The organism is Colwellia sp. MT41, from assembly GCF_001444365.1.
Taxonomy (GTDB): Bacteria; Pseudomonadota; Gammaproteobacteria; order Enterobacterales; family Alteromonadaceae; genus Colwellia; species Colwellia marinimaniae.
This window is the reverse complement of record NZ_CP013145.1, coordinates 1,018,395-1,031,002: the sequence shown is the minus strand read 5'-3', so window position 1 is coordinate 1,031,002 and position 12,608 is coordinate 1,018,395. Positions and strand designations below refer to the sequence as shown.

Here is a 12,608-nt window from a genome sequence, read left to right as displayed (position 1 = left end):
TATTAAACACAAAGCTCACAATTACCCCTTTAGCTGACTTAATTAGATAGCCTAATTTAGTCAGCTAATAAGATAACTTAATAAGATAACTTTGCTATGAAATTTACCATTAAAAAAGCACTTGTTGCCCTTGCTTGTTCATTAGCCTTCCCGCTAAGTGCCAATGCAAATAATGACAACGCAAGTGATGATACCACCCAAACACCTAGTGCTCAGCAGTTAACCATTGAGCGCATTTATAGTTCGCCGTCCCTCAATGGTCAAACACCCAAGTCATTAAAATTCTCCCCCGATGGTACTCGTGTGACCTATTTGCAAGGTAAAGCAGAAGACTTACACCGATACGATTTATGGGAATACAACCTAGCCAGTAAAGAAAATAAATTACTTGTTGATTCACAATCCCTGTTTAGTGGCCCAGAACATTTATCTGATGAAGAAAAATCGCGCCGTGAACGCCAGCGTATTTATGGTGTTGGCATTATGGAATATCACTTTTCTCAAGATGGCAGCGCGTTATTATTCCCGCTAAATGGTGATGTTTATTACTACCATTTAGCCAGTAAAACGGCTAAACGTTTAACCGAAACTACCGACTTTGAAACCGATGTGAAATTTTCACCTAAAGGCAACTTTGTTTCTTATATTCGAGAGCAGAATATTTATGTGTTAAATATCGCCTCAGGTGAAGAGCGCCAATTAACCATAGATGGTGGCGGCACCATTAAAAATGGTATGAGCGAATTTGTGGCTCAAGAAGAAATGTCACGAATGACCGGCTATTGGTGGTCACCCGATGAAAAGTACATCGCTTTTTTACGTGTCGATGAAACGCCAGTACAAACGGTTATTCGCAATGAAATATACGCGGAGAAAATTGAATTAATTGAACAACGTTACCCGGCAACAGGTACCAATAATGTCCATATTCAATTAGCGGTTACCGATATTAAAGGTAAGAAAATTCGTTTTATTGCTCTTGGTGACAACCAAGACATTTATCTCCCACGAGTAAAGTGGCTTAACGACAGTAAAAAACTATCTTACCAGCTACAAAGCCGTGACCAAAAAACCTTAATATTAAAAACCTACGACTTAAAAAAACGCCGCCAAAAAACCTTGTTAACGGAAACATCGACCCACTGGCTTAACTTACATAAAGATTTAACCTTTTTAAAAGACAATAAAACCTTTATCTGGGCATCTGAGCGTGATGGCTACAAACACCTATACCATTATAAGCTTAACGGTGAACTTATCTCACAATTAACTAAGGGCGAGTGGGTAGTCGATTCACTGACTCGTGTTGATGAAAAAAAGGGTTGGCTGTACTTTACCGGTCGTGCCGATACACCACTTGAGCGCCACTTATACAAGGTACCAATGACGGGTAAGTCGCCAGAACATGTACAGCGTATTACCAAACGTAATGGCTTTCATAACATTAACTTTAGCGCTACCGGTGAAAGTTATATAGATAGCTTCTCTAACACTAAAACCCCTAAACAAGTCAGTTTACACTCAGCCACTGGGGAACACCTTACTTGGTTAGCCCAAAATAAAGTAACAGCTGAGCACCCGGTTGCCCCTTATTATGATGATTTAGTTATGCCTGAGTTTGGCTCGCTAAAATCGGATGACGGCCAAGCGGACTTGTTTTACAAAATTTATAAGCCTAAAAACATGCAACCGGGCAAAAAATATCCGGTTATTGTTAGAGTTTATGGTGGTCCAATTGCCCAACGTGTGACTAACTCATGGCAAGGCGCAGATATGACTCAGTTTATGCTGCAACAAGGTTATATTGTTTATCAGCTAGATAATCGTGGCTCTAACTACCGTGGTACTGCTTTTGAATTTCCAATCTATGAGACCCTTGGCCAAGTTGAAGTAACAGATCAAATAACGGGCGTTAAATATTTACATACCCTACCTTATGTCGATAAAGCACGTATCGGCGTATTCGGTCACTCATACGGTGGTTATATGGCCTTAATGACTATGTTCAAAGCTGGGGACTATTTCAAAGCAGGTGTTAGTGGCGCGCCAGTTACCGATTGGATGCTTTATGATACTCATTATACTGAGCGTTATTTAAATCACCCCAAAGTGAATGCGGCAGGTTATCGACAAAGTAGTGTCTTTCCCTATGTTTCAGGTCTAACTGGGCCACTGATGATTTATCATGGTATGGCTGATGATAATGTCTTGTTCACCAATACCACTAAGTTAATTAAAGCCTTACAAGATGAAGGTAAGTTATTTGAATTAATGACCTACCCAGGCAGCAAACATAGTATGCGTGGTAAAAAAGTTAAAGTGCATTTAAATAAAACCATTATGGATTTCTTTAATAGACACTTTAAATAATACCTTTATCTTTAGGGGAAACATTGGCTCAGACATTAGCGCATAGACCTAAGCTAACAAACACTCGTGATTAAACTTTAGTTAAGATAAAAATGGCAAGTACCCCCCCGTTACTTGCCATTTTTTTTCAAAAACGCCACAAAGCTCAATTACATTTAATTGCAAATAAGCCGATATTTTCTATTGCATTTTTATCACTGAAGGAGGATTATGAAATTGAAGACAATGATTACGATAACAAAAGAGGTAATATTATGAAGATTAAGATTTCTGGACACCATGTCGAAATTACTGAAGGTATCAAACAATCAATCGAAAATAAGTTTGCGAAAATCTCTAAGCATTATCCGTCAATTATGACACTCAACTCGACCATTACCGTAGAGCCACATATACAAAAACTTGAAGTCACCACCTTGTATGAAGGTGAAAAAGTAACAGTAAATGCTTCTGACAAGCAATTATATGTCGCCATTGCCAAAGTTGCTAAGAAACTACAAGTTGCCCTTGCTCGTCGCAAAGGGGTGTTATCAGCCAAATTTAACAATAAGTTTGTTGTTCAACAAACAGACTTATCACAGCTTAGCTAAGCCGGGGCTAACCATAGCCGAAGCAAGTTAAGTCATAACAAGAAAAACTTATCAAAAAAAGGCTGCATCCTTGTTTATAAATATAAACCTGGTGCAGCCTTTTTTATTTACGATAATTTAATCCGACGTCACCTTAGTGAACAATTTAATTACTCTGGTTCGTAGTCCAAATTAGCCGACAACCAACGTTCAGCTTGCTCTATGGTCATGCCTTTACGGATTGCGTAATCTAGCACCTGATCTTTAGCCAGTTTTGCCACAGCAAAGTACTTAGAGTCAGGATGAGAGAAATACCAACCACTGACCGCGGCACCTGGCCACATGGCGTAACTAGAGGTCAGATCCATACCAATATTTTCGTCGACATTCAGCAGCTGCCACAATAAACCTTTTTCAGTATGCTCTGGACAAGCAGGGTAACCTGGCGCAGGGCGAATACCTTGATAACGTTCGCGAATTAAGCAGTCATTATCGAGCGCTTCATCTGGCGCATAACCCCAATATTCTTTCCGTACTTTTTCATGTAAATATTCAGCCGTGGCTTCGGCTAATCTATCAGCCACAGCTTTGATAAGTATTGAATTATAAGCATCGTGATCGGCATCAAAAATTTTCACTAGCTCATCAACACCAAAACCTGATGACACGGCAAAGGCGCCAATATAATCCGCAATACCCGAACCTTTCGGTGCTAGGTAGTCAGATAAACAGCGGTTAAACTGCCCAGCAGGTTTTTTACTTTGCTGACGCAACTGGTGTAATTTCATGCGCAGCTCTTTACGTGATTCATCGGTATAAACGCTAATATCGTCGCCATCTCGGTTGGCCGGGAATAAACCAAATACCGCTTTCGCTTTGATCTTTTTGTTATTAATAACATCATCTAACATGTCATTAGCATCTTTTAAGAGGTTAGTTGCTTCCACGCCAATAACTTCATGCTTTAAGATCAATGGGTATTTTCCTGATAACTGCCAGGTCAGGAAAAATGGGGTCCAATCAATGTATTTTCGCACTTCATTTAAATCAATATCGTCAAGTACGGTAACACCAAGCTTGTTAGGTTTTTTCGGGGTGTAATCATCAAAGCTGATCGGTGTGGCATTAGCACGAGCCGCTTCAAGACTAATTAAACTTGAACGTGGGCCTTTTTTGTAATGACGAATACGGACTCGATCATACTCTGCTCTAGTGTCAGCAAAAAACTTGCCTTTGTGTTCCTTGGATAATAATTTACTGACCACAGAAACCGCGCGCGAGGCATTGGAGACATAAACCACGGCTTTATCATACTGGGGCTCAATTTTTACCGCGGTATGGGCTTTCGACGTTGTGGCACCACCAATCAATAATGGCAAGTCAAAGCCTTGGCGTTTCATTTCTTTAGCAACATGGACCATTTCATCAAGGGACGGGGTGATCAAACCGGAAAGACCGATAATATCTACCTTTTTTTCTTTCGCTACCCGTAAAATATCTTCACAGGAAACCATCACGCCAAGGTCAATAATTTCATAGTTATTACACTGGAGCACGACACCAACAATATTTTTACCAATATCATGAACATCGCCTTTCACCGTTGCTAATAAGATTTTTCCGTTGGTACTAATTTCAGTTTTTGCCGCTTCAATAAACGGGTTTAAATGAGCAACCGCTTGTTTCATCACTCGTGCTGATTTCACCACTTGCGGTAAAAACATTTCCCCCGCGCTAAATAAGTCGCCAACGGTATTCATGCCATCCATTAATGGCCCTTCAATTACGTCTAAGGGCCGGACAGCAACAAGGCGAGCTTCTTCGGTATCGGCAACAATAAACTCATTAATACCTTTCACTAATGAATAAGACAAACGCTCATTAATCGGTAGCTCTCGCCAGGTTAAATCCGCTTTTGAGACCTTACCACCTGCTTGACCATGGTATTCTTGGGCAATATCAAGTAAACGTTCGGTCGCGTCATCATCACTATTTTTAATAACGTCTTCTACGGCTTGTTTTAATTTTTTCGGCAACGCTGAATAAATGGCCAACTGACCGGCATTGACAATCCCCATGTCCATGCCATTTTTAATGGCATAATATAAAAATACCGCGTGAATAGCTTCACGTACCGGGTTGTTGCCTCGAAACGAAAATGATACGTTAGAAACACCACCGGATATCAGCGCATAAGGTAGGTTTTTCTTAATATCATCAACCGCCTCAATAAAATCTACCGCGTAGTTATTGTGCTCTTCAATACCGGTAGCCACAGCAAAGATATTAGGGTCAAAAATAATATCTTCCGGCGGAAAGCCAATTTCATCCACCAAAATATGATAGGCACGATGACAAATTTCATATTTACGTTGTCGGGTATCCGCTTGGCCTTTTTCATCAAACGCCATCACTATCATAGCCGCGCCATAACGGCGTACTAATTCAGCTTGCTTGCGAAAGTTGTCTTCGCCTTCTTTCAAACTGATCGAGTTAACTATGCCTTTACCTTGAATACACTTTAAGCCTGCTTCAATAATATCCCATTTAGAGGAGTCGATCATAATGGGCACTTTGGCAATATCTGGCTCGCCAGCAATCAAGTTTAAAAAGCGTACCATGGCCTCTTTTGATTCCAACATGCCTTCATCCATGTTGATATCGATAATTTGTGCGCCGTTTTCAACCTGCTGTAAGGCGACAGCAATAGCTTGTTCGTACTTGTCTTCTTTAATTAAGCGTTTAAACATAGCCGAACCCGTTACGTTGGTACGCTCACCAACGTTAACAAATAAGCTATCGCCTTTAATGGTTAATACTTCTAAACCAGACAAACGACAAGCGATTTCACGGGGTGCTACTTTACGTGGGCTAATGTTAGCAACGGTGTCAGCCATGCCTTTAATGTGCTCAGGCGTAGTACCACAACAACCACCAATGATATTTAAAAATCCAGAATTGGCCCATTCTTCAACGTGAGTATTCATATCCTTGACGGTAAAGTCATATTCACCAAAGGCATTAGGTAAACCGGCATTGGGATGAGCAGAAACAGCAACATCACAAATTCGGCTCAACTCTTCAACATATTGACGCAGTTCAACCGGGCCTAACGCACAGTTAAGGCCAAATGAAACCGGCTTGGCATGACGCAGTGAATTGTAGAAGGCTTCGGTGGTTTGCCCTGATAAGGTACGTCCTGAGGCATCAGTAATGGTACCTGAGATCATCACGGGTAAACGGAGACCTAATTGTTCAAAAGTTTCTTCGACGGCAAAAATAGCCGCTTTAGCATTTAAGGTATCGAAAATAGTTTCGATTAAAATGAGATCACAACCACCGTCAATTAACGCTAGGGTTGACTCAATATAAGCCTCTTTTAATTCATCAAAAGTCACGTTACGAAAGGCGGGATCATTGACATCAGGAGAAATAGAACAGGTACGATTGGTTGGCCCTAAAACACCAGCAACAAAACGCGGGCGATCAGGTGTTTTTTTAGTGTATTCATCGGCAGCGGCACGGGCAAGTTGCGCAGCAACACGGTTGATTTCGCTGCTATATGCTTCCATGTCGTAATCAGCCATGGCAATCGTGGTAGCATTAAAGGTATTAGTTTCTAGAATATCGGCGCCAGCTTCAAGGTAGTCACGATGAATCGCTGTAATGACTTCAGGCTGAGTAAGCACTAACATATCGTTATTGCCTTTAACGTCAGTATGCCAATCAGCAAAACGTTCGCCACGGAAGTCCTGCTCTTCAAACTTGTACGCTTGGATCATGGTACCCATAGCACCATCGAGAATAAGAATATTTTTAGCCAGTTGCTGTTCAAATAAAGCAAAAGATGGGTGTTTTTTCATTGTTAAATCCAGGAATAACTATTTAAAGAATAAGGGTATAATCAGTGCTGAAGCTACTATTTATTTAGCACTGAATTGATATTATTGGCATCTAATTGGTATGGCGTTATTTGATAAACATAATAATTCAACCAGTTAGTAAAGAGTAAACTGCCATGACTACGCCATGAGCCAGTCGGTTTATTATTAACATTATCATCTTGATAATAATTAATCGGCAATGGCGTGCTCGCCTCTTTTTTGCAGTCTCTCAGATACTCTTCATGCAAGGTAGCCGTATCATATTCAGGATGACCGGTGAGGTACACTTGGCGCTTATTTTTACTGGCGACTAAATAAACCCCGGCATCAGCTGATTGCGCCAAAATATTGAGCTCATCAATACCTTGATAATCGGCTTGATTAATATAGCCATAGCGTGAATGTGGCACATTAAAACTCTCATCAAAACCTCTGGTCAGCTCTTCTTTACTATCAAGAGGATAATGTTGATAAACCCCAGATAGTTTTTGCTGACGTAGATGACGGTTTAAACCATAATAGTGATACAAGGCGGCATGTGCAGCCCAGCAAGAAAACATGGTGGAAGTGACATTTTTCTCGGCCCAGTCAAACACCTCACAAATTTTATCCCAAAAGCTGACCTCGGCATAATCAAGTAAGGCTAACGGCGCCCCGGTGATAATAAGGCCATCGTATTGTTTGTGCTTGATATCATCAAATAAACAATAGAAATTGTCTAAATGCTCTTTCGGAGTGTTTTTGGAGACATTTTTATGAATACGCACAAATTCGATATTAATTTGCAGTGGCGTATTGGATAACATCCGCAAAATTTGTACTTCGGTTTCAATTTTATTAGGCATTAAATTCAAGATAGCCACTTGCATCGGGCGAATTTCTTGATTGGCCGCACGGTGCTCTGACATCACAAAGATGTTTTCCTTACCTAACACAGATAAGGCGGGTAATTGACCGGGAATTTTAATGGGCATGACACTACCTAACAAAAAAAATAACATAATAAATCGATGATTCTCATATTACTTAGATTGCTAGATATGTCAACATCTAAACGTATAGACGTCTAGATGTTTTTATTGGTTGGCTTTTATTGTGCTAATTCATAATAAATACCAGTAAACGATTGTTTGCCGGCATAGGGTTATCGGATAATAAAGCAAGATCGGCATTATGAGCTAAAGCGGCAATGTCTTCAAAATCACGTATAGCACTTTCTTCATCTCTATGCTTTAGCCATAGATCAAAATTGGCATTACTTTGACTGGTAAATTTTCCTTGATAATTAAAGGGCCCATAAATGCATAAAGTGCCACCTTTAACTAGGCTCTGCTTTACCCCAGTGAAGAATTTGTTAACCAAAGAGTTACTAACAATATGCAAGGTATTCGCGGTAAAAATGCCGTCAATGCGCCCTTGTAATGATGATTTTTCCACGACTGCTTGCCATGGTTGATGTAAATCTAAAACAACCGGCGCTAATAGATTAGTTAAGCCACTGCTCTGTCTGCGGTAGTTTATCGCAGCATGATTCACCAGTAGATCACTTGGCTGCCAACAAAGCTGCGGTAAATGTTCTGCAAAGAATACACCATGTTGCCCTGTGCCTGAGCCAATTTCTAATACCCGCTTAGTGTTGGTAAAAGCGCTTTGTAACACCCTTAAGATTGGCTGTTTGTTATTTTCACAAGCTTGAGAAAAAGCGATATCCATTATAATTTCCTACCTTAACGTATTTATTTATCTGCCAGTAATGCTTATAAACTGTTTATAGCACCACTTTAAATGGCAGTGCTTGTCGACATTGTTGCTGATAACTTTCCATATGTTGACATTCACGTTGGCAAAACTCTTTAATCGCCTCTTTAAAAGCAGCATGTTTAACCCAGTGATATGAATGAGTTAATACCGGCTCAAAACCTCGTTGAATTTTATGTTCACCTTGGGTGCCAGGGTTAAAACATTGTAAATTATGTTCGATGCAAAAGGCTATGCCTTGGTAATAACAGAGCTCAAAATGTAAGTTGTTAAAGGCTGTTTTACAGCCCCAATATCGACCATAAAGATGGCTATCATCATAAAAAAATAAAGCACAAGCCACATCTTCATCATTATGACTGGCAATAATAAGCAGAACATTAGCCGCTAAGTGAGTGAATATGTGCTTAAAAAAATCAAAGTTAAGGTGAGGCTGATGGCCTTGTTTTAAATAAGTAAGTTGGTAGGTTAAATAGAAAAAATCAATATCGCTCGCCGTAATATCTGGCCCTCGAACTTGCCTAATGCTAATGCCCTGCTGCTTTATCGATGCTCTTTCTTTACGGGTATTTTTGCGTTTACGTGAGGTGAATGTGGCAAGAAAGTCATCAAAGCTTGCATAACCGCGGTTAAACCAGTGAAACTGTACCGTATGACGCAGATAAACATCTTCAGGTAATTTAGCCATGGTCGTACTTTTACCTTTTTCGGTTGGCGTTACCTCACTATCAATTTCAGGGCAATACAATATGTGCCAACTGTTTATTTCGTGCTGGTGACAATGGCTAATTAATGATGAAAAAAGCTCAGCTAAATTTAGCTTATTTGACCATAGTTTGTTGCTAGTAACTGGAGTAAAAGGAATAGTGCCGACGAGTTTAGGGTAATAAGCAAGATTGTTATCCTCATATGCTTTGGCCCAATCCCAGTCAAAGACATATTCGCCCCAAGAATTTTGCTTTAGATACAAAGGCATAATGCCGTCAATTATACCATCATTTTCAATAACCATATGATGTGGTTGCCAACCGCGCGCACCAGATACCGACTGACTAGCTTCTAACGCCTTAAAAAACTCATAACTGACCAACGGGCACGAGGAAGTATTTAGCCGGTGCCAATCACTTGCGGGTATTTGTTCAAAACGTTCAAAAAAAGTTATCTGCACAGGAAAAGGTCATTTTTAGGGGCTATTTCCGTGTGAAGATAACAGTTTTAACAACAAGTTCCTATACTGAGAAACTATAATCTTGCAGCAAGGTCACCCGCTAAATGTATTAGCTAGACTAAAATAGCAAGAGACTTTTTCTTAACTTCATCTGCAATTTGCGAATCACAATTACAATATCGATGAAAAAGTGTCGTAATTTTTAACAGTTTTACTTAAGAATTTTTTATTGAGATTATAACTAATTGTATTGGTTAATATATTACAAAAAGGTGTGATAAATGCATATTTTTAAACTATTGTTCAACTAGTTCTTTGTCTGTATTAGGTTATCAATCACTCGGATATTTAAGGATGAGTATGGCTATTCTCAAAGCGAAAGAATACTTTGGTGTTATCGGACATAACAAAAACAGCCTCAACGAGGTTTGTCATAGACTAGATGATAAACTTGCCTTCAAAATCATACCTTCTCTTGAGCATATAAAAAAGCTCAATGGCTCTTTAGGTGCCATTGCTTATGTAATGGACTGCCATTCTGAACTTCACTGTTATAATATAGAAACTATCAGTCGTGATTTTTCAAAAAAATCACTTTATATTTTGTCCGCTTGCATCTCAATACCTATGCTGCATCATGCGCTGAAACTCGGTGTTAAAGATGTGTTCCATCTGCCGATGAATAACCAAGCCTTGACTAACCTGTTAGTTGAACTTAACGAAACCACTGATATTGATTGTTTTGAACAAGAGTCAATAACAAGTGATTTTATGCCCGCCATAGAAGAGCTAATAAGTCATCCTTTAGAGGGACTGTTTGAATTAATCGAGCAACATTTTTTCGATGCCCCGTCACTAAAACAAGCATCGAATAGTTTATATTTAAGCCCTAGTCGTATTAGTCATATGTTTAAAGATTTATGTGGTGTTGGTTATTGCCAATATATTTTATGTCGACGCTTGGAAGAGAGTGAGTACCTCTTACGTCAAGAAAATTCTTCTGTCACCAATGTTTCTTTTGCTGTTGGTTTCTCAAATCCATCACACTTTTGCCGCAGCTTTAAAGAGCATCTTGGTCTAACACCAACCGCATATATCAAAAAGGAACTAGGCATAGAGCTCAGCTGCTTATATCAGCGATATCAAAAATTAAGAATGGAATTATTGCCAATAGCAAAAAGACAGCAAGCAAAAAATCGTCGCCTTAGTGCTCTTAATTGATAGCTATCGACTTAAGTAAAAGCCAGTTGCATAACGAAAAAACCAAGGAGATAAAGTGAAATCAATCATGATTCTTTTATATTTTTTATTGTTAAGCAATACGATGGCAAAAACAGTGCAAGCTTTTGTATTTACTGAAAACTTTTTGGATAACTCCTCAGTAATGGTTTTACCAGTAGGGCTATTAGCTCAAGATAAGCAGCTTAACTATCAGCAGTTGATAGCTCATCATAGTAAAAATTATTTATGGCTTGAACATGATAAACTCAATTTATCAGGGCTGTCATTATTAAGCTTACTGAATGATCTCGGTATTCACCCGTTAGCTTTTGATGATATCAATAACTTAGCGGGTCCGCAGGGTAAAAAAATTGATCAACTGCTCACTCAGCAATTATTTACTATTGCTACTTTATTTAATGGTTATCAGTTTAAGCCGCAAGAAAAACCCCGTGCAGACATCCTTAAAGCAGTAAAAAATAATCAGCTTGCCCGTTATGTTGAGCAGTTATTACCACAATTTGATCAAGTGATACGTCTGCGCATGGCAATTACCCATTACCGTAAATTAACAGAAACGCCTTGGCCAGTAATTGATGAAACATTATCCTTAAGGTTAGGTCAAGGACATAAAGATGTTATTAAGCTGCGCAGTATTTTAGTTGCTTTAGCCGATCTTAGCACAGCACAGTACTCCCACTATCGGCGGCATATTTTTGATCCAGAAGTCATTAGCGCCCTTAAAAAATTTCAAGCTCGACATGGTTTAACCGCCAATGGCAAGTTAACGGCGAAAACCATTAAAGCACTTAATACCAAGCCAGAGAAACGCCTTGAAATCATGCAAATCAATTTATGGCGTTGGTTATCATTACCCAGTAAACCACCATCACGTTATATACTGGTTAATATTCCCGCCTATCGTTTATACTTTATTGAAAACCAGCAAGAAACATTATCGATGAAAGTGATTGTTGGTGATAATCAGCACCCTACCCCGATAATGGTCACTAAAGTGAGCAGTGTCACCATCAATCCACAATGGACACCAACCTATAATATTGTTCATAAAGAGTTATTAGTCGAGAATTCCCGCAACCCAGGCTCACTAAGACGGAAAAACTTTAAATTGGCAAAAGGCTATGGTGCTAAGCAAGTGCTTCGACCTGTTTTTAATGATTCCCGCTCAATAAAGGCTGCTTTGGGAGAGTACAAATTAATACAGGCAGCAGGAAGAAATAATGCTTTGGGAAAATACCGTTTTAATATAAAAAACTTTCATTCAGTCTATTTACATGATACCCCAGCAAAACATCTTTTTTCGAAAAAATATCGGGCGCTAAGTCATGGTTGTGTACGTTTACAATACGCCAATTTACTGGTTGAAAAATTTATGACTAATGAGCCTAAAAACAAACAACGGCAAGTAAGAAATGCACTCGCGGTGAAAAAAACCCAGCACATTAAACTGGCGCAAAGCATTGCGGTTTACCTCACTTATCAAACTGTTTGGTTAAGCCCTACGGGTAAAATACAGTGGTTGGCCGATATTTATCAACAAGATACCGCTGTTAACGTCACCATCACCGCCAGCATTTTATAATTCCCCGTAGGCGGGAACTTTTTCGCGCTTCCTTA

General features: G+C 39.4%; 8 protein-coding genes. 4 read left to right on the top strand and 4 right to left on the bottom strand.

Annotation, left to right across the window (positions count from 1 at the left end):
• The first annotated feature begins 96 nt into the window (after positions 1 to 96).
• Positions 97 to 2,370: a S9 family peptidase gene (locus CMT41_RS04390; RefSeq protein WP_057179972.1), complete on the top strand. Its 2,274-nt coding sequence runs from the start codon at positions 97 to 99 to the stop codon at positions 2,368 to 2,370.
• Between the two features lie 92 nt (positions 2,371 to 2,462).
• Positions 2,463 to 2,960 (top strand): ribosome hibernation-promoting factor, HPF/YfiA family, encoded by a 498-nt coding sequence (hpf, locus tag CMT41_RS04385; RefSeq protein WP_232300014.1) that lies wholly within the window; start codon positions 2,463 to 2,465, stop codon positions 2,958 to 2,960.
• Positions 2,961 to 3,109: 149 nt separating this feature from the next.
• Here hpf and metH read toward each other — a convergent pair whose 3' ends face one another.
• From metH to CMT41_RS04365, 4 genes are all read right to left on the bottom strand, one after another.
• On the bottom strand, positions 3,110 to 6,802 hold the full coding sequence (gene metH, locus CMT41_RS04380; RefSeq protein ID WP_058026461.1) for a methionine synthase: 3,693 nt from the start codon (positions 6,800 to 6,802) through the stop codon (positions 3,110 to 3,112).
• 56 nt (positions 6,803 to 6,858) lie between these two features.
• Entirely contained in the window at positions 6,859 to 7,797 is a 939-nt protein-coding gene (locus tag CMT41_RS04375; protein WP_058028137.1) for a homoserine O-succinyltransferase, read from the bottom strand.
• A gap of 124 nt (positions 7,798 to 7,921) precedes the next feature.
• Positions 7,922 to 8,536, bottom strand: a complete 615-nt coding sequence (locus tag CMT41_RS04370; protein WP_058026460.1) for a DUF938 domain-containing protein — start codon at positions 8,534 to 8,536, stop codon at positions 7,922 to 7,924.
• Positions 8,537 to 8,591: 55 nt separating this feature from the next.
• Entirely contained in the window at positions 8,592 to 9,749 is a 1,158-nt protein-coding gene (locus tag CMT41_RS04365; RefSeq protein ID WP_058026459.1) for a GNAT family N-acetyltransferase, read from the bottom strand.
• Positions 9,750 to 10,109: 360 nt separating this feature from the next.
• Between CMT41_RS04365 and CMT41_RS04360 the strand changes: the two genes are divergently transcribed.
• Positions 10,110 to 10,970 (top strand): helix-turn-helix transcriptional regulator, encoded by an 861-nt coding sequence (locus CMT41_RS04360; protein WP_058026458.1) that lies wholly within the window; start codon positions 10,110 to 10,112, stop codon positions 10,968 to 10,970.
• A gap of 55 nt (positions 10,971 to 11,025) precedes the next feature.
• Positions 11,026 to 12,573, top strand: a complete 1,548-nt coding sequence (locus tag CMT41_RS04355) for a L,D-transpeptidase family protein (RefSeq protein WP_058026457.1) — start codon at positions 11,026 to 11,028, stop codon at positions 12,571 to 12,573.
• The last annotated feature ends 35 nt before the right edge of the window (positions 12,574 to 12,608 follow it).